Genomic DNA, 18,033 nt, shown 5'->3' with positions numbered 1-18,033 from the left:
CTCGTTGTATGTGTCGAATGTGCGCCTTCTGAGGGCCCCTTCCCCCGCGGTCTCGCGCCCCGAAGCGAGACGAGGCGAGCCACTCCGCCGCCCAGGTCACCGCTGACCTCCGGCCCGGACCCGCTCCAGCCCGCGCACGCGTCGACACGATTCCTTTGTGACGGTTCGACCCGTATCGCGTCCCCAGATGTTTGCCCCGTGCACGGTCCCGCACGCCGTGCACTCGACAGCGACGGAAATCCTGTGATCACCACATCGGGCCTCACGAAGGTCTACCAGTCCCGTGGCCGCGAGGTCACCGCCCTGGACGGCGTCGACCTCCACGTCCGCGAGGGCGAGGTCTACGGAGTCATCGGCCAGAGCGGCGCCGGCAAGTCCTCCCTCATCCGCTGCGTGAACCTGCTGGAACGCCCCACCACCGGCACCGTCACCGTCGACGGCGTCGAGCTCACCGCCCTCGCCGGCCGCGGCCGACGCGCCGGCAGGGAGCTCCGCGAGGCCCGCAGCCGCATCGGCATGGTCTTCCAGCACTTCAACCTGCTGTCCTCCCGGACCGTCCAGGCCAACATCGAACTCCCCCTGGAGATCCTCGGCGTGGACCGCCGAGAGCGCTCCCGCAAGGCCCTGGAGCTCCTGGACCTCGTCGGCCTCGCCGACAAGGCCAAGGCCTACCCCACCCAGCTCTCCGGCGGCCAGAAGCAGCGCGTCGGCATCGCCCGCGCCCTGGCCGGCGACCCCAAGGTGCTCCTCTCCGACGAGGCCACCAGCGCCCTCGACCCCGAGACCACCCGCTCCATCCTCCAGCTCCTGCGCGACCTGAACCGCCAGCTCGGCCTCACCGTCCTGCTCATCACGCACGAGATGGACGTCGTCAAGAGCATCTGCGACTCCGCCGCCCTGATGAAGAAGGGCCGGATCATCGAGTCCGGCACCGTCTCCGAGCTCCTCGCCACCCCCGGCTCCGAGCTCGCCGCCGAACTCTTCCCCGTCAGCGGCACCGCCACCGGCCCCGAGCGCACGGTCGTCGACGTCACCTTCCACGGCGAGGCCGCCACCCAGCCGGTCATCTCCCAGCTCTCCCGCACGTACAACATCGACATCTCGATCCTCGGCGCCGCGATGGACACCGTCGCCGGCCGCCAGATCGGCCGCATGCGCATCGAACTGCCCGGCCGCTACGAGGACAACGTCGTACCCGTCGGCTTCCTGCGCGAGCAGGGCCTCCAGGTCGACGTGGTCGACGGGACGGCCCCCGCCACGGACGAAATCGACGACGAACTGGCCGAACTGGTCAAGGACGGTGCCAAGTGACCTGGTCCGAGATGCAGCCCCTGCTCACCCAGGGCACGTACGACACCCTCTACATGGTCCTGTGGTCCACCCTGGTGACCGTCCTCGGCGGACTGCCCATCGGCATCCTCCTCGTCCTCACCGACAAGGGCGGCCTCCTGCGCAACCAGCCGCTCAACAAGGCCCTCGGCGTGATCGTGAACATAGGCCGCTCGCTGCCGTTCATCATCCTGCTGATCGCCCTGATCCCCGTCACCACGGCCGTCGTCGGCACCTTCATCGGCCCCACCGCCATGATCGTCCCGCTCGCCATCGGCGCCATCCCCTTCTTCGCCCGCCTCGTCGAGACCGCCGTCCGCGAGGTCGACCACGGCCTGATCGAAGCCGTCGAGTCCATGGGCGGCGGCATCCCGACCCTCGTCGGCAAGGTCCTGCTCCCGCAGGCCCTGCCCTCCCTGGTCGCCGCCGTCACCACCACCGTCATCACCCTCGTCGGCTACTCCGCCATGGCCGGCGCCGTCGGCGGCGAAGGACTCGGCTCCAAGGCCATCACCTACGGCTTCCAGCGCTTCGAGACCGGCTTCATGGTCGCCACCGTCGTGGTCCTGATCGCCCTCGTCACGGTGATCCAGCTGATCGGCGACGGCGTGGTGCGCGTCCTCGCCCGCCGCGGCCGGACAGCCTGAGCCCGCCCCGGGCCGCCCCTGAGTTTCCCCACCCGAGAAAGCCCGCACTTGTCGTGCCTGGGCCACCACCAGCGGATCCCCACCACGGACCCGTACCCGCAAGAAAGGCACTCTTCGTGCGTAAGAACACCAAGCTCACCGCCATCGCCGCCGCCTCCGCCGCGCTCGCCCTCGGCCTCACCGCCTGCGGCAGCTCCTCGGACCCGTCCTCCACCAAGGCCGACGGCGGCAAGGTCGACGAGAGCAAGCCCCTGGTCATCGCCGCCTCCCCGAGCCCCCACGCCGACATCCTGAACTTCGTCAAGGACAAGCTCGCGGCCAAGGAAGGCCTCAAGCTGGAGGTGAAGGAGTTCACGGACTACGTCCTGCCCAACACCGCCACCGAGCAGGGCCAGGTCGACGGCAACTACTTCCAGCACAAGCCGTACCTCGACGACTTCAACAAGAAGAACGGCACCCACATCGTGCCCGTCGTGAACGTGCACCTGGAGCCCCTCGGCCTCTACTCCAAGAAGGTCAAGGCCCTCACCGACATCAAGGCCGGCCAGACCATCGCCGTCCCCAACGACACCACCAACGAGGGCCGCGCCCTCCAGCTGCTCGCCGCGAACAAGCTGATCACCCTCAAGGACGGCGTCGGTACCAGCGCCAAGCTCTCCGACATCACCGACAAGAAGGGCCTGGAGTTCAAGGAGCTGGAGGCCGCCACGGTCCCGCGCGCCCTGAACGACGTCGACGCCGCCGTCATCAACGGCAACTACGCCCTCGAGGCCCACCTCTCGCCCGCCAAGGACGCCCTGGTCCTGGAGAAGGCCGAGGGCAACCCGTACGCGAACTTCCTGGCGGTCAAGGACGGCAACCAGAACGACCCGCGCATCCAGAAGCTCGCCAAGCTCCTGAACTCCGACGAGGTCAAGAAGTTCATCCAGGACAAGTACCAGGGCTCCGTCATCCCCGCCTTCGGAACCCCGGCCGCCTGAGCGACCGCCCGGCGAACCGGCTGAGCGACCGCCCGCCGGACCGGCCGGCCAACCGCCCGGCCCACGCCGGATCCACGGCCCCGCGCGCCCTCCCGGGCACGCGGGGCCGAGGGCTGCCCGGACACCGCCCCGGCCGTGCCCGCTTCCGGGCAGCCCGGCCCTGCACATCCCCGGGCCGATGCTGCATGCTGTGGCCTACGACCCGCCAAAACGGTCCGTCTCAGGCATGGAGCTGCGCATGACTACCACCTTCCCGGACGTCACCATCAGCACGGACCGGCTGGTGCTGCGCCCCTTCGAGGAGGAGGACGTCACCGCGCTCGCCGAGATGATGAACGACGAGCAGGTCACCGCCTGGACCCCGGCCCCGCACCCCTACACCCGCGCCGACGCCCACGCCTGGGCCACCGACCGCTCCCACGCCGAACGCACCACGGGCCGCGGCATCGTCCTCGCCGTCACCGAATTCCTCACCCACCGCCTCGTCGGCAGCGTCCACCTCCGCGACACCGACTGGCGCACCCGCACCACCGAGATCCGCTACGTCACCGCCCCCTGGGCCCGCGGCGAGGGCTACGCCAGCGAATCCGTCCTCGCCGTCGCCCGCTGGCTCTTCCGCGAGCAGCAGTTCGAGAGACTCGAACTGCGCACCGCCGCCGACAACACCGCCGCCCAGCAGGTCGCCCAGAAGATCGGCTGCATCAGCGAAGGCGTCCTGCGCAACGCCTGGACCGTCCGCACCCAGTCCGCCGACGGCAGCTGGGCCGACACCCGCACCGACCTCATCGTGTGGAGCCTGGTCCCCGAGGACCTCGACGACGCCGGCACCGACCCCTACGGCGAGGAGTACGGCGCCTACGAGACCCACGACAGCCACGAGGCCCGCCAGTCCCGCGCCGGCCACCCCGCCCACGCCGCCACCGCGGACCGCAGCCGTCCCGTGACCAGGTAGTCTCGCAGTGCGCGACCCCGACGAAACTTCGCCTGCCCCCACCCCAGGAGACTGACGACGATGGCCGACCGGGTCACGGTGATCGGCTGGGACGGCTCCCCCCTGACCGCGGCCGCCCGGTCCGCGCTCTCCGCGGCCACCCTCGTGGCCGGCGCCGCCCACCACCTCGCGCTCCCCGAAGTCCCGCCCGGCGCCGAACGCATCCGCCTCGGCAGCCTCGGCCTCGCCGCCCGCCGCATCGCCGGCCACCGCGGCACCGCCGTCGTCCTCGCCGACGGGGACCCCGGCTTCTTCGGTGTCGTACGCACCCTGCGCGCCCCCGAACACGGCCTGGAAGTAGAGGTCGTCCCCGCCGTCTCCTCCGTCGCCGCCGCCTTCGCCCGTGCCGGAATGCCCTGGGACGACGCCCAGGTCGTCGTCGCCCACCCCCGCACCCTGCGCCGCGCCGTCAACGTCTGCCGCGCCCGCGGCAAGGTCGCCGTCCTCACCTCGCCCGGCGCCGGCCCCGCCGAACTCGCCCTGCTCCTCGAAGGGGTCCACCGGACCTTCGTCATCTGCGAGGAACCGGGCACCGACCGCGAACGCGTCACCGTCCTCACCTCCGACGCCGCCGCCGACCACACCTGGCGCGACCCCAACGTCGTCATCGTCATCGGCGGCGCCGGACACCCCGCAGCCGCCGACGCCCCCTGGCTCCTCGGCCAGAACCCCGCCCAGAACCCCGCCGCCGGACGCGGCTGGGCCCGCCCGCACACCGACCCGTACGCGGGGGAGGGGGAGTCGCCGCAGCTGCGCGCCGCCCAGCTCGCCCGCCTCGGCCCCCGTCCCGGCGACCTCGTCTGGGACATCGGCACCGGGCACGGCGCCCTCGCCGTCGACGCGGCCGCCTTCGGCGCCGCCGTCATCGCCGTCGACGCCGACCCGCGCGCCTGCGAACGCACAACCGCCGCCGCCCGCAGGCGCGGTGTACAGATCCAGGTCGTCACGGGCCGCGCTCCACACGTACTCGAGAACCTGCCCGAACCCGATGTCGTGCGGGTCGGGGGCGGCGGCGCCCCGGTCGTCGCCGCCGTCGCCGACCGCCGCCCCGAACGGATCGTCAGCCACGCCTCCACGCGCGACGAGGCCGAGGCCATCGGACGCACCCTCACCGAACACGGGTACGCCGTCGAATGCGCGCTCCTGCAGTCCGTCGGCCTCGACACCAGGACCTGGGCCGAACAGGAGCGTTCCGTCGTGTTCCTGCTGGCAGCCGAACGCCCCGTGAACCGCTGACAGGGAGCCCGGGGTAGGCTGGCCGATCGTCGTACCGCCAGGCAGGGGCACGACGTGGCGCAGTCCACAGCGGACCGTGCCGGTTTCCGGCCGACACGGTGGCCGACGGGCGCGACAATGCTCAGGAGTTGTCGTGCGGGCGCACACGAGACGTGGCGCCGGGCGGCGACCCCGCTCGTCGGGCCAGCAGGGCGCCGGGCGATTGAAGAGGCGAAGAGGCAACACCGATGGGCGAGGGGTAAGCATGACTGACACCGGCCAGGTCCCGGGCGAGGGTCACCCGGACAACGCAGGCATGGTGGATCAGCAGGGCGTTCCCGCTCCGGTCCCGCCGATGCCCCCGCTGCCGCCGATGCCCCCGGCCGGCTACGCCTTCCAGGACCTCGTCGACGACCCGGCCGAGGACGAGGAACTGCTGCTGATGCCCAGCGGGCACGGGCAGGGCTCCTGGAGCGACCCGCAGGTGGTCCCGCCGGTCCCCGCCTTCCCCGGCGAGTTCCCCGCGGACCAGGGTTACACCGAATACCCCCAGGCCGAGTACCAGCAGGCCGAGTACCCCCAGTCCCCGGCGCAGCCCCAGGCCGCCGGCTACCCCGAGCCGGGGCCCCTCGGCTTCCCGGAGCCCGGGTTCGCCATGCCGGGTCAGCAGCCGGTCGCGGGCCAGGAGCCGGTCCCGGGTCAGGAGGCCGTGCCCGGTGCTCAGGCGCCGGTCCCGGGTCAGCAGGCCGCGCCGGGTCAGCCCGTGCAGGGGCAGCCGATGCCGGGTCAGCCCCTGGCGGGCCAGGCCGTGCAGGACCACGCCCTGGCGGGTCAGCCGGCTCAGGACCACTCCCTCGCGGGTCAGCCGCTGCCCGGTCAGCCGGTGCCCGGGCCGTCGCTCGGCTTCCCTGACGGCGCGTTCCCCGACCCCGCTTCCCCCGAAGGCTTCGCCGACCCCGCCGGGTACAGCGCCGGTGCGCACGAGACCGGCGGCCGTGACTCCGGCTCCCTGGACCTCGGCGGGCTCGTGGTCCCGCCCGCGGCCGCCGCCGCGGCCGGGCAGATCCCGCACGCCGCGCCCGTGGCCCCGTCCCGCCGGCCCCTCCACATGGGACCGCCCGTGCCCGAGGCCACCGGGGGAGTCGTACGTTCCCTCGCGGACCGGGGGCCCGCCGCGGCGCCGGCCGCCACCGTGGCGCCGCCGATGCCGGCCGCCCCCGCCGTCGCCGTCCCGACCGGGGCCCCCGCCGTCGCCGTCGTCCCCGCCCCGGCGGCGGAAGCGGCCCCGGAGGCCGGACCGGACGCAGCCGCCGCCGAGGGTGCGACCGCCCCCGAGACCCCGCCGGGCGCCGAGCCCCTGGGCGTGGCCGAGCCGTCGGCCGCCGCCGAGGCCGGTGCGGGGACGCCGGGCGCGCCGGAGCCGGTTCCGGGTGCGGATGCGGCTCCCGGGGTGCCCGGGGTGCCTGCCGCGGGTCCCGAGTACCTTGACGTTCCGGGCGCGGAGGCGCCCGTGGCCCCGGCCGCCCCGGTCGCCGCGCAGCTGGGCGAGATCCCGCCGCAGGCCGGCGCGCCCTGGGCGGCGGAGCCCGCGGGTGCGGGTGCCGAGCAGGCGGCTCCGGGTGCGGCCGAGGGCCAGGGCGTCGTCGGACAGCCCGTGGCCGAGGGCCAGGCGGCGATCGACGGCCTGCCGGTGAACGAGGGCCAGGCCGCAGCCGACGCCCAGCCGGTGGCCGTGCTCGACGGCGGGCCCGGTGCCGACGGCCAGGCGGTGGCCGAGGGCCAGGCCGCAGCCGAGGCCCAGCCGGCCGCAGACGCCCAGCGGGCGGCCGAGGTGCAGGCCGCCGCGGCTGAAGGCGCGCCCGTGGCCGACGGCCAGGCCGTGGCCGAGCCTGCCGGGGCGCCGCAGGCCGTTGTGGCCGCGACGGAGGCGGGCGAGGCCGTCGAGGGCGCTGTGGCCACCGAGGCGGCCGCCGGGCCCGAGGGCGTCACCGCCCCCGAAGGCGCCCCCGCGCCGGTGGCCGAGGAGGCCCCGGCCGTCGCGGGCACGCCCGGCAACCCCGAGCCCGCCGAGGCGGCGCAGGCCCCCGAGGCCGCGGAGGCCCCGGCCGAGCCCGCCGCCGGGACCACCCCCGCAGACGCGGCGGTCCAGGTGGCCGACGCCCCCGCCGCGACCCCGGCCGAGCCGGCCGACCCCGCCGCGGAGGCCGACGTACCGGCCGAGCCGGCCCCCGGGTCCGCCGAGGCGGCGCAGCCCGTCGCCGCCGATGCCGAGCCGGCCGTCGGCGAGCCCGCCCCGGCCGACGGCGAAGCCGCCGCCGCACCCCGGCCCTCCGTCGGCGACCCGGCCCCCGGCTACGCCGACGCCGAGCGCGAGGCCGTCCTGCGCGTCATGCGCGAGCGGCGCGACATCCGCAACGGCTTCCGCACCGACCCGATCCCGCACGAGGTGCTGCTGCGCGTCCTGGAGGCCGCCCACCACGCCCCGAGCGTCGGCCACTCCCAGCCGTGGGACTTCGTCGTCATCCGCTCGGCCGAGACCCGCCGCACCATGCACGAGCTCGCCCAGCGCCAGCGCGAGGCCTACGCCAAGTCGCTGCCCAAGGGCCGGGCCAAGCAGTTCAAGGAACTGAAGATCGAGGCCATCCTCGACACCCCGGTCAACATCGTGGTCACCGCCGACCCCACCCGCGGCGGCCGCCACACCCTCGGCCGGCACACCCAGCCGCAGATGGCCCCGTACTCCTCCGCCCTCGCCGTCGAGAACCTCTGGCTCGCCGCGCGCGCCGAGGGCCTCGGCGTGGGCTGGGTCAGCTTCTTCGACGAGCGCGAGATGGTCCGCGCGCTCGGCCTCCCCGAGCACCTGGAGGTCGTCGCCTACCTGTGCGTCGGGTACGTCGACGAGTTCCCCGAGGAGCCGGAGCTGATGCAGGCGGGCTGGGCCCAGCGCCGTCCGCTGGCCTGGGTCGTGCACGAGGAGACGTACGGGCGCCGCGCGCTGCCCGGCGAGGCCCCGCACGACCTGCTCTCCGACACCGTCGCCGGAATCCGCCCGCTCGACGCCAAGGCGCTCGGCGAGGCCTGGGAGCGGCAGAAGCGCATGACGAAGCCCGCGGGCGCACTGGGCATGCTGGAGATCATCTCCGCGCAGCTGGCCGGCCTGTCGCGCGTCTGCCCGCCGCCGATCCCGGAGCCGGCCGCCGTCGCGATCTTCGCCGGCGACCACGGCGTCCACGCCCAGGGCGTCACGCCGTGGCCCCAGGAGGTCACCACGCAGATGGTGGCCAACTTCCTGGGCGGCGGGGCCGTCTGCAACGCCTTCGCCAACCAGGTCGGCGCCGAGGTGTGCGTCGTGGACGTCGGCGTGAAGGGCGACCTGCCGGCCACCCCGGGCCTGCTGCCCCGCAAGGTCCGCCCCGGCACGGACGACCTGTCCGCGGGCCCCGCGATGAGCCGCGAGGACGCCGTCGCGGCCATCGAGGTCGGCATCGAGACCGCGCGCGACCTCGTCGCGGCGGGCAACAAGGCCCTCCTGACGGGCGAGATGGGCATCGCGAACACCACGGTGTCCGCCGCCCTGATCTCCGTCTTCACGGGCGTCGACCCGGCGGAGGTCACCGGCCGCGGCACCGGCATCAACGACGAGACCCACGCCCGCAAGGTCGACGTGGTCCGCCGCGCCCTGGAGCTCCACCAGCCGGACGTGAACGACCCGATCGGCGTCCTGGCGGCCATCGGCGGCCTGGAGCACGCCGCGATCGTCGGCCTGATCCTCGGCGGCGCCTCCCTGCGCACGCCGGTCATCCTGGACGGCGTGAGCGCGGGCGCGGCCGCCCTGGTGGCCCGCGCCATCGCCCCCGAAGCCCTGTCGGCCTGCATCGCGGGCCACCGCAGCGCGGAACCGGGCCACGTGGCCGCCCTGAACAAGCTGGGCCTGCGCCCCCTGGTCGACCTGGACCTCCGCCTCGGCGAAGGCACGGGCGCCCTCCTGGCCCTCCCCCTGGTCCAGAGCGCGGCCCGCGCGATGCACGAGGTGGCCACGTTCGACTCGGCGGGCGTGACGGAGAAGTAGCCACCACGCGGATCGGGGCCGGACACCACGGGGTGTCCGGCCCCGCTGCTTTGGGCCCGCCATCTCCCCCTCGACGGGTGGGGGCCGGGCGGTGGCTGCCCACCCGCCTCCCGGGTGCGGGGCGGTGGTCCGGGGACGGGAGCCGGCCGGGCGGGGATGAACAGCCGGCCGGAACCGGTGGCCGTCGGGTTTCAGCGGGCCGGTCTCAGAGAAGGGTTGGGGGTTTCCCGTCAGTCCCACTGTCCTTCCGGTTCGGGCCGCCCTGTCAAGGGCGCTCCTTCGTCGCGTCGCTTCGCGATGTCGCTGCGCTCCACCCTTGACAGCACGACCCGCCCCGGAAAGACAAGGACTGCCGGGAAACCCCCAAAAGGACGGCACGGTCCATTGATGGACATACGGCGGGATCAGCGACCCTTCGGGGTCGTCGGGGGCCGCCTCGCCAAGCATCTGGGCCGACAGGATTGCCATCCGGGGCCGCAATCCGCGACAGATCGCTACGCGCTCCTCCCGTCTCAGCGTCCGCCTACCGCCTGGGGCCGATACCCGCAGGGAATGCCAATCAGGACCACATCCGGGACCGATGGGCGCATCAGATCGCTACGCGCTGCCCTGAATCGGCGTCCGGCGGCCGTCGAGGGCTGATACACGTGTCCCAGGACCAACAGACGGTCTTCTGATGTGCAGTATCCAGCCCAATGTCTTTGTGCGGCAGGTACGTTGCCAGCATGGCTGACTTCTTGATTGTGATCACGACCGTCCATACTCACGAGGCCGCCCGGAAGCTGTCGCGGTCGGCGGTGGAGGCGGGGTTGGCCGCCTCCGGGCAGGTGACCGGTCCGATCGAGACCACGTACAGGCACCTCGGCGAGGTGACCGAGGGGACCGAGTACCAGGTGGCGTTCCGGACAGCCGATGATTGCCGCGAGGCGTTGGAGAAACACCTCGCGGACAACCACCCGTACGACTCGCCGGAGGTCATCGCGTTCGGAATTGACGCTGGTCGTGCCGAGTACCTGGAGTGGATCACCCGCGCCACCCGCTAGGCCTTCACACGATCCAGCAGTGCGGTGACCGGGGCAAGGGCCCGGTGGGGCTCCAGCCGCCTGACCATCGCCCGAGCCCGTGCGGCCGGTCTGACCGAAGCCAGCCCCTCCGCGAGGTCGAGCACTCGACCCGTGATCGTGGCTGCGTGCTCGACTTCTCCTGCGTCCAGGTAGGCCGACGCGAGCCAGGAGAGGTACAGCGCTTTGTCTCGTGCCCGTGTGTCGTCGTAGCGGCTGAGGGCGTCCTCCAACGCGGGGATGGCCCGCAGCGGACGATGTAGCTCCGCCCAACACCTCCCAGTCATGATCGCGATTTCGTCACTGTCCACCCAGTAGGCCCAGTCCGGCGCTGACTCGTCGCTTTCCTCGTGGATGGCTTCTTCGGCCGTCTTAAGGGCGTAGTCCGCTGCTGAGGCATTGCCGGATGTCGCGTGCTGCCATGCCAGTCGGTCCGCCAGGAGGGCCCGTACGGCCGGCGTCGCGTTCGTGCCCAGCGCCTCGCACGCGGCCGTCGCAAACCTGACGCCGGAGTCGCCACCCACAGTCCACTCCAAGTACGCGAGGAAGGCCAGCGAGTTGCCTTCCAAGGAGGTGTTCCCGGCAGCCCGGGATGCCGCCAGGGCGGTCATGTAGTGGTTGCGGGCGGCCCCGTAGTGGCCGGCGTCGTATGCCGCCCATCCCGCCAGCTGAGCTTGTTCGGAGACGATTCCCCGAAGGGCACGCCCTGTGGTCTCCGAGTAGACACCTTCGTCGGCCAGCCGGATCGTGCTGTCGAGCTCACGCACGTACAACCGGTAGGTGTCACCACCGCCCGCGAAGTCGTCCAGTCGTCTGAGCCGGGCCGTTCTCTGGCTCAGCTGCCCCGGCACGTCGGCACCGATCCTCCGGCCCGCCGCCAGTAGCGACGATGGCTGTATGACGGCGATGCCAGCGCTGGCCATGAATCCTCGGCGGTTCACATCGTTCTCCTGGTCGCTCTGCTGCTCCTGACGGCGAAGCCGCCGCGCCAGCGCGACTGCGCGGCAAAGCTCTTCCTCCGGCACGCCGAACTCGGCCGCCAGCAGTGCCCGCGACGCGGGGTCCGGAAGTCGCTCGTGCGTTTCCCATCTCGACACCGCAGCCTGCTCCAGCGGGTATCCCCGCCGTGCGGAGAGGTCTGCGGCCAGACATTCCTGCGTCCGTCCGCTGGCCGTCCGCAGCCGACGAATCAGTTGGCCGATCGGCTCCGGATCGTTGCTCTCGCTCTTGGTCGTCATCGCCGTCCCTCGGCTGTCCCCGCCCGGAACTCAGCCTGGCCATAAAACGTGGCCATGTCCCCGGAATGGCCATGCCTCCTGGCCCATCCGTCCAAACGCTCAAGGCAGTTGACTGGTCACAGCCGCCCGTCCAAGACCGTGGAGAGGTGCAGTGTCCCCCCAGAACCGTAAGGATCAGCGCCAGACCGTGTGCACCTGCGTCAGTGCTCTGCCTCATCGCAGCAGTCCTTTCTGGAGGGTGCGGGCCGTGCCCCTGCCCAGCCAGGAACTCTTCGACCGCGCCCAAGCCGGCTGGGAGCGCTTCCTCGACTCCTTCGAGGAGCCGCCCCATGAGTGAGCAGTACGAGTACGTCCCTCACCGCCTCCTCCATCGCCGTGTCCGCGACATCGCCTCCGGGGCGGAGGGCGTCCTGATGGCCGTGATCAACGAGAACGTCTCGGATCGGGGTGCCGAGTACTGGATGGAGCTGGCCTATATCCGGGGGGCATCCGGCCGCGAGTTCACCACGGCCGTCGCCAACATCCAGCCCGCCTATGACGAGCCCCAGACGGCCTGCAGCCGCCGAGAACCGGGCAGCGCGTAGCGATCTGCCGCGCCCACAGGCCCCGGATGCCGCTCAGATTGGCATTTGGTGCAGGTATCAGCCCCAGCCGGGCGGCGGACGCCGAAAAGGGAGGAGCGCGTAGCGATTTGTCGCGCCCACCGGCCCCGGATGACGGTCCCGTCGTCCTTTCCTGCGGGCATCATCCCCGGACGGTCGGCGGACGCTGGGACGGCAGGAGCGCGTAGCGATCTGTCGCGAATCGCGGCCCCGATCCACCGGCTCATCGGCCCGGATGCTTGGCGAGGCGGCCCACGACGACCCCGAAGGGTCGCTGATACGGCCGTATGTCCAGTGAACGTCCGTCCCGTTCCTTTGGGGGTTTCCCGGCAGTCTTCGTTTTTCCGTGGCGGGACGCCCTGTCAAGGGTGGCCGAAGGCCATCGCGAAGCGACGCGACGAAGGAGCGCCCTTGACAGGGCGGCCCGACGCGGAAGGACGATGAGACTGACGGGAAAGCCCCAACCGATCTCTGAGACCGTCCGGCCGAGACCCCGCCCCTCCCCACCCCCGGTCGGCCGTCCGGTCCCGCCCGGCGGGCTCCCGGCCCCACCCCACCGGCCCGCAGGCCGGGAGGCGGGTGGGCAAGCGCCGTTCGGCCCCCGACCCCTCGCGGGGGAGATGGCGGGCCCGCACCGCGAGGGGGCGGCCCCGCCCCATCCCCGCCCGGCGGGGAGGCAGCCGCCGGCCTGCCCCGGACACGCCGCAGGGGCGAAAACCCCGCCCCCGCGTGGCGACGTCAAGCCGTGGCCGTGCCTCCGCCAATCTGCGCCCCCGCAGGTACCACCAGCGGCGATGGGTCGTATCGTGGTGGCGGACGGGCGCCCGCACGGTCCGTCAGCCGCTCCAGCGCAGCAGCGGCCCCGCCGAACACACCCGCCGCATCAGGAGCCGCAACCGCCATGGGAAACCCGGCACACCCCGCCTACCCCGTAGGACTGCGCCTGACCGGGCGCCGCGTCGTCGTCATCGGCGGCGGCCAGGTCGCCCAGCGCCGCCTGCCCGCCCTCGTCGCCGCCGGTGCGGACGTCCTGCTGGTGTCCCCGTCCGCCACCCCCTCCGTGGACGCGATGGCCGAGACCGGGGAGATCCGCTGGGAGCGGCGCCGCTACCAGGACGGCGACCTCGACGGTGCCTGGTACGCCCTGATCGCCACCCGCGACCGCGAGGCCAACGACCGTGCCTCCGCCGAGGCCGAGGCCAAGCGGGTCTGGTGCGTGCGCGCCGACGACGCCGAGGCGGCGACCGCCTGGACCCCCGCGACCGGCCGGGTCGAGGGCGTCACGGTGGCCGTGCTCAGCGGAAACGATCCGCGCCGCTCCGCGGCCGTACGCGACGCCGTGGTCGAGGGGCTGCGCGACGGCTCCCTCACCGCCGCCCGCCCGCACACCCCCGGAGTCGCCCTCGTCGGCGGCGGCCCGGGCGACCCGGACCTGATCACCGTGCGCGGCCGGCGCCTGCTCGCCGAGGCCGACGTCGTGATCGCCGACCGGCTCGGCCCCCGCGACCTCCTGGACGAGCTCCCGCCGCACGTCGAGGTCATCGACGCCGCGAAGATCCCGTACGGCCGTTTCATGGCCCAGGAGGCCATCAACAACGCCCTCATCGAGCACGCCAAGGCCGGCAAGGCCGTGGTCCGGCTCAAGGGCGGCGACCCCTACGTCTTCGGCCGCGGCATGGAAGAGCTCCAGGCCCTCGCCGAGCACGGCATCCCCTGCACGGTCGTGCCGGGCATCTCCAGCTCCATCTCGGTGCCGAGCGCGGCCGGGATCCCCGTGACCCACCGCGGCGTGGCGCACGAGTTCACCGTGGTCAGCGGCCACGTCGGCCCCGACGACCCGCGTTCCCTGGTCGACTGGGCCGCGCTGGCCAAGCTCACTGGCACCCTCGTCATCCTGATGGGCGTCGACAAGATCGGGCTGATCGCCGAGGCCCTGATCAAGCACGGCCGCTCCGCCGACACCCCCGTCGCGGTCGTCCAGGAGGGCACCACCGCCACCCAGCGCCGCGTGGACGCCACCCTCGCCACGGTCGGCGAGACCGTGCGCGCCGAGGAGGTCCGCCCGCCGGCCGTCATCGTCATCGGCGAGGTCGTCGCCGTGAACCCTCCCGGCGAGCTCCCCACCTTCCCCGTGCTCCCCGAGCCCCCCGCCACCGGCGCCTGACGGCCCGTTGGCACCACACCCAGGACAAGGCAGTATCACCCTGTGGCTGATCTCATCACCATCGAAGACCCCGAAGACCCCCGCCTGCGCGACTACACGGGCCTGACCGACGTGGAGCTGCGCCGGCGCAGAGAGCCCGCCGAGGGCCTGTTCATCGCCGAGGGCGAGAAGGTCATCCGGCGGGCCAGGGACGCCGGGTACGAGATGCGCTCGATGCTGCTCTCCGCCAAGTGGGTGGACGTCATGCGCGACGTCATCGACGAGATCCCGGCCCCGGTGTACGCCGTCAGCCCGGACCTCGCCGAGCGCGTCACCGGCTACCACGTGCACCGCGGCGCCCTGGCCTCGATGCAGCGCAAGCCGCTGCCCACGGCGCCGGAGCTGCTGGCTTCGGCCCGGCGGGTGGCCGTCATGGAGGCGGTGAACGACCACACCAACATCGGGGCCATCTTCCGCAGCGCCGCCGCCCTCGGAATGGACGCCGTCCTGCTGTCGCCGGACTGCGCGGACCCGCTGTACCGCCGCTCGGTGAAGGTGTCGATGGGTGCGGTGTTCTCCGTCCCCTACGCCCGCCTGGAGGCCTGGCCCAAGAGCCTGGACACGGTCCGCGAGGCGGGCTTCAAGCTGCTGGCGCTCACCCCGCACGAGAAGGCCTCGCCGATCGACGTGGCGGCCCCGCACACCCTGGAACGGGTGGCGCTGATGCTGGGCGCCGAGGGCGACGGCCTGTCGACGCAGGCGCTGGTCGCCGCCGACGAGTGGGTACGGATCCCCATGGCGCACGGCGTGGACTCGCTGAACGTGGGCGCGGCCGCGGCGGTGGCCTTCTACGCGGTGGCGGGCAGCGGCGGCAACGCCTGACCAGCAGCCCCCGCACCCCCTCCGCACAACGCACAACGCACAACGCACAACGCACAACCAGCAGCCCCCGCACCCCCTCACACAACACACGACCAGCCCGCCCCCCGCACAAACCGAAGGGGCGCCCCGCCGCAAGGCGGGGCGCCCCTTCGCCGCTACGCGCTCCCTCACAGCCGCTGCGCGAGCGCGATCCCCAGCGCCACCAGCAGGGTCACGACCACGAACACGATCAGCCGCTGCCGCATCAGCTTCGGGTCGGGCCGCGAAGGCCGCCGCCCGGTGCCGGTGGTACGGGGCCCGGTGCGCGGTCCCGTACGGCCCCCCGTGCGCCCCGCCGTCGACCCGGGGTGGCGGGAGCCCGACGGGCGCGGGCGCGCCCCGCTGTGCGGCCCCTGCGGCCGCGGGGCGGGGGTGGCGCCGGCCGGGCGGTCCCCGTGCCGCTCGCCGTGCCGCTCACCCGCACGCTCGCCGGCCCGATCGCCCAGCCGCTCGCCCGGGCCCCGGCCGCCGCCCCCGGTACGCCGCGCGGTGTCCTGCCCCGCGTACCCGGCGGCCCGCTCCGGCAGCCGGCCGGTGGACCGCTCGACGCGGGCACGCTGGGCCGGCGGGCGGCCGTCGCCCAGCCCCTGCGCCTCGCGGGCGGCGATCTCCTTGAGCCGCATCGACAGCTGCAGGGTGCTCGGCCGCTCCTCGGGGTCCTTGGCCAGGCAGGCCCGCACCAGCGGGGCCAGCGCGTCCGGGACGCCGACCAGGTGCGGCTCCTCGTGCACGACCCGGTACAGCATGACCTCGGAACTGCCGTGCCCGAAGGGGGAGTCGGCCATCGCGGCGTAGGCGAGGGTGGCGCCGAGGGAGAACACGTCCGTGGCCGGGGTGACGGCGGCGCCGCGCACCTGCTCGGGGGCGAGGAAGCCGGGGGAGCCGACGGCTGTGCCGACGTGGGTCAGGGTGCTGGCACCCGTGGCCCAGGCGATGCCGAAGTCGATGATCCGCGGCCCCTTGGGCGACAGCAGGATGTTCGAGGGCTTCAGGTCGCGGTGGACGACCCCGGCCTCGTGGACGGCGACCAGCCCTTCGGACAGCGCGGCGCCGATGGCGGCGATCTGTGCCGCCGTCAGGGGGCCTTCCTCGGCCACCTTGTCGTGCAGCGAGGGGCCGGGCACGTACTGGGTGGCGAACCAGGGCCGCTCGGCCTCCAGGTCCGCGGCCACCAGCCGGGCCGTGCACCCGCCGCGGATCCGCCGGGCGGCGGACACCTCGCGGGCGAACCGGGAGCGGAACTCCTGGTCCTCGGCCAGGTCGGGCCGGATCACCTTGAGGGCGACGCGCTGCCCGCGCCGGTCGGAGCCCAGGTAGACGACGCCCATGCCGCCGGCACCGAGCCGCCGGTGCAGTCTGAAGGAGCCGACGACACGCGGGTCCTCGCGCCGGAGCCGCATCATCGCCATGTCCACCCCGCTGACGGTCGCCTTGCTGACCTGGCACAGCTTACGGACCATCCGGCACCAGCGCTCAGAGGCCGCGCCCTCCGCGGAGGATTCGATCCTCAGTGCGGGGCAGGCCACTTGAGGGTGTGCCAGACAGGAAGACCCCCGTTCCGGTGACTTCGCCCCGCACCCCCAAGAGCCCTTCGGGCCAAGGGGATTGGCCTGTTCGCACCCCCTTCGGGCAGCGGGGGCCGGGGGAGGGCGGCCGCGGCGCGCGACCGGAGCCGTCAACACCCCGTACGAGGACACGCGTGCGCGGGGGGTGACGGAAGTGAGCGAAGTCACTACTCTCCGGTCATTCCCTCCGGGAAGACCCCCACCCGGGGGCAGCGATCTCCACCCAGGGGAGTAGGCCGCGGGCGTCCGCCTCATCCTCCTGGAGGCCCGGCAATGGGTACGAGGGCATGAGGCCAGCAGCCTTCCGGCCGCCTAGTGTTGAAGACAAGCGGCGGGTGGCGCACTCGTCCCCCGAGGTCACGAGCCCGCCGCTGCCAGACGACAGGGAGAGGACCATGGCGGACATCGCACGGCAGGGACGCAAGCTCTTCGCGTTCAACGGCCATGAGTCCGGTACGCGCCACCCGCTGGTGGCCGCGGCCATGGTCCTCCCCCTGGCCGCCCTCCTGCTCTTCCTCTTCGGGGGTTTCGATCAGGTGGCGGCACAGGCGTCGTCCGTGGGCGTGATGCTGGGGCGCTGAGCGGCGCTCCGGGTCCGGGAGAGCGGCCCGGGCCGGGACATCGGCCGGTCGAACCCCGTGGGGACGGGGGAACGGCGGACGGCAGTTGAAGGGTGTTGCCCGTACGGCTGGGGAGCCGGACGGGCAACACCCTTTTTCACGTCCCCACAGCCGCCCCACGGCAGAAGCCCCGGCCGTCGAGACGGCCGGGGCTTCCGGTGGCGGTGCGCGATACTGGGATTGAACCAGTGACCTCTTCCGTGTCAGGGAAGCGCTCTCCCGCTGAGCTAATCGCGCGGGCTACGGTACGGAACCGCAGGTCAATCAGGGTGTTGCTGGTACTGCGTGCGCGATACTGGGATTGAACCAGTGACCTCTTCCGTGTCAGGGAAGCGCTCTCCCGCTGAGCTAATCGCGCGGGATCCTTGCGGACCGGCCCTTTCGGACCAGTGGACGATACTGGGATTGAACCAGTGACCTCTTCCGTGTCAGGGAAGCGCTCTCCCGCTGAGCTAATCGTCCTTGGAGGTGGAGACGGGATTTGAACCCGTGTAGACGGCTTTGCAGGCCGTTGCCTCGCCTCTCGGCCACTCCACCTCGGAGTGCGCGGGGTCTCGGGAAGATCCCCCACTCAGAGCGGACGACGAGACTCGAACTCGCGACATCCACCTTGGCAAGGTGGTGCTCTACCAACTGAGCTACGTCCGCAGTG

General features: G+C 73.0%; 13 protein-coding genes and 5 tRNA genes. 11 read left to right on the top strand and 7 right to left on the bottom strand.

What is annotated here, in order from left to right; genetic code table 11:
• Positions 1-243: 243 nt before the first annotated feature.
• The 7 genes from BX286_RS08450 (at position 244) to cutA (ending at position 10,274) form a co-directional block, all read left to right on the top strand.
• Positions 244-1,311, top strand: a complete 1,068-nt coding sequence (locus BX286_RS08450; RefSeq protein WP_121014798.1) for a methionine ABC transporter ATP-binding protein — start codon at positions 244-246, stop codon at positions 1,309-1,311.
• On the top strand, positions 1,308-1,976 hold the full coding sequence (locus tag BX286_RS08445; RefSeq protein WP_079425143.1) for a methionine ABC transporter permease: 669 nt from the start codon (positions 1,308-1,310) through the stop codon (positions 1,974-1,976). The genes BX286_RS08450 and BX286_RS08445 overlap by 4 nt, the downstream gene beginning before the upstream one ends.
• Before the next feature lie 116 nt (positions 1,977-2,092).
• Positions 2,093-2,956 carry a MetQ/NlpA family ABC transporter substrate-binding protein gene (locus BX286_RS08440; RefSeq protein ID WP_079425141.1) on the top strand — a complete coding sequence of 288 codons (864 nt, stop codon included), beginning with the start codon at positions 2,093-2,095 and terminating at the stop codon, positions 2,954-2,956.
• Positions 2,957-3,194: 238 nt separating this feature from the next.
• Positions 3,195-3,908 (top strand): GNAT family N-acetyltransferase, encoded by a 714-nt coding sequence (locus BX286_RS08435; protein ID WP_079425139.1) that lies wholly within the window; start codon positions 3,195-3,197, stop codon positions 3,906-3,908.
• Positions 3,909-3,968: 60 nt separating this feature from the next.
• Positions 3,969-5,183 (top strand): precorrin-6y C5,15-methyltransferase (decarboxylating) subunit CbiE, encoded by a 1,215-nt coding sequence (gene cbiE, locus BX286_RS08430; protein WP_121014797.1) that lies wholly within the window; start codon positions 3,969-3,971, stop codon positions 5,181-5,183.
• Positions 5,184-5,427: 244 nt separating this feature from the next.
• On the top strand, positions 5,428-9,231 hold the full coding sequence (gene cobT / locus BX286_RS08425) for a nicotinate-nucleotide--dimethylbenzimidazole phosphoribosyltransferase (RefSeq protein ID WP_121014796.1): 3,804 nt from the start codon (positions 5,428-5,430) through the stop codon (positions 9,229-9,231).
• Between the two features lie 725 nt (positions 9,232-9,956).
• Positions 9,957-10,274: a divalent-cation tolerance protein CutA gene (gene cutA, locus BX286_RS08420; protein WP_121014795.1), complete on the top strand. Its 318-nt coding sequence runs from the start codon at positions 9,957-9,959 to the stop codon at positions 10,272-10,274.
• Here cutA and BX286_RS08415 read toward each other — a convergent pair.
• Positions 10,271-11,530: a helix-turn-helix domain-containing protein gene (locus tag BX286_RS08415; protein ID WP_079425131.1), complete on the bottom strand. Its 1,260-nt coding sequence runs from the start codon at positions 11,528-11,530 to the stop codon at positions 10,271-10,273. The two genes, cutA and BX286_RS08415, sit on opposite strands and share 4 nt — an antisense overlap.
• 329 nt (positions 11,531-11,859) lie before the next feature.
• On the opposite strand from BX286_RS08415, the gene BX286_RS08410 reads away from it, so the two are divergent.
• From BX286_RS08410 to BX286_RS08395, 3 genes are all read left to right on the top strand, one after another.
• A complete protein-coding gene (locus BX286_RS08410; protein ID WP_079425129.1) occupies positions 11,860-12,114 on the top strand; it encodes a hypothetical protein in 255 nt (84 codons plus the stop codon).
• Between the two features lie 919 nt (positions 12,115-13,033).
• Complete coding sequence (gene cobA, locus BX286_RS08400; RefSeq protein WP_121014793.1) at positions 13,034-14,296, top strand: uroporphyrinogen-III C-methyltransferase; 1,263 nt, start codon at positions 13,034-13,036, stop codon at positions 14,294-14,296.
• Positions 14,297-14,338: 42 nt separating this feature from the next.
• Complete coding sequence (locus tag BX286_RS08395; RefSeq protein WP_079425126.1) at positions 14,339-15,157, top strand: RNA methyltransferase; 819 nt, start codon at positions 14,339-14,341, stop codon at positions 15,155-15,157.
• A gap of 167 nt (positions 15,158-15,324) precedes the next feature.
• Here BX286_RS08395 and BX286_RS08390 read toward each other — a convergent pair whose 3' ends face one another.
• On the bottom strand, positions 15,325-16,605 hold the full coding sequence (locus BX286_RS08390) for a serine/threonine-protein kinase (protein WP_121017598.1): 1,281 nt from the start codon (positions 16,603-16,605) through the stop codon (positions 15,325-15,327).
• A gap of 527 nt (positions 16,606-17,132) precedes the next feature.
• Here BX286_RS08390 and BX286_RS08380 point away from each other — a divergent pair.
• Entirely contained in the window at positions 17,133-17,342 is a 210-nt protein-coding gene (locus BX286_RS08380; RefSeq protein WP_384757425.1) for a hypothetical protein, read from the top strand.
• Positions 17,343-17,546: 204 nt separating this feature from the next.
• On the opposite strand, the gene BX286_RS08375 is transcribed toward BX286_RS08380, so the two are convergent.
• From BX286_RS08375 to BX286_RS08355, 5 genes are all read right to left on the bottom strand, one after another.
• Positions 17,547-17,618: transfer RNA gene (locus tag BX286_RS08375), tRNA-Val, on the bottom strand.
• A 49-nt stretch (positions 17,619-17,667) separates the two neighbouring features.
• Positions 17,668-17,739: transfer RNA gene (locus tag BX286_RS08370), tRNA-Val, on the bottom strand.
• A gap of 32 nt (positions 17,740-17,771) precedes the next feature.
• Positions 17,772-17,843 (bottom strand) — tRNA-Val (locus BX286_RS08365).
• A gap of 1 nt (position 17,844) precedes the next feature.
• Positions 17,845-17,918: transfer RNA gene (locus tag BX286_RS08360), tRNA-Cys, on the bottom strand.
• Between the two features lie 38 nt (positions 17,919-17,956).
• Positions 17,957-18,029: transfer RNA gene (locus BX286_RS08355), tRNA-Gly, on the bottom strand.
• Positions 18,030-18,033: the final 4 nt, after the last annotated feature.

Origin of the sequence: Streptomyces sp. 3211.6, assembly GCF_003634815.1 — a bacterium.
In the GTDB taxonomy this organism is placed as follows: domain Bacteria; phylum Actinomycetota; class Actinomycetes; order Streptomycetales; family Streptomycetaceae; genus Streptomyces; species Streptomyces katrae_A.
This window is presented reverse-complemented; position numbering and strand designations above follow the sequence as displayed.

Excerpts from the sequence above, each read along its gene's own strand:
- BX286_RS08435 (WP_079425139.1), top strand. The coding sequence starts at position 3,195 with ATGACTACCACCTTCCCGGACGTCACCATCAGCACGGACCGGCTGGTG.
- cbiE (WP_121014797.1), top strand. The coding sequence starts at position 3,969 with ATGGCCGACCGGGTCACGGTGATCGGCTGGGACGGCTCCCCCCTGACC.
- cobT (WP_121014796.1), top strand. The coding sequence starts at position 5,428 with ATGACTGACACCGGCCAGGTCCCGGGCGAGGGTCACCCGGACAACGCA.
- cutA (WP_121014795.1), top strand. The coding sequence starts at position 9,957 with ATGGCTGACTTCTTGATTGTGATCACGACCGTCCATACTCACGAGGCC.
- BX286_RS08415 (WP_079425131.1), bottom strand. The coding sequence starts at position 11,530 with ATGACGACCAAGAGCGAGAGCAACGATCCGGAGCCGATCGGCCAACTG.
- BX286_RS08410 (WP_079425129.1), top strand. The coding sequence starts at position 11,860 with ATGAGTGAGCAGTACGAGTACGTCCCTCACCGCCTCCTCCATCGCCGT.
- cobA (WP_121014793.1), top strand. The coding sequence starts at position 13,034 with ATGGGAAACCCGGCACACCCCGCCTACCCCGTAGGACTGCGCCTGACC.
- BX286_RS08390 (WP_121017598.1), bottom strand. The coding sequence starts at position 16,605 with ATGGCGATGATGCGGCTCCGGCGCGAGGACCCGCGTGTCGTCGGCTCC.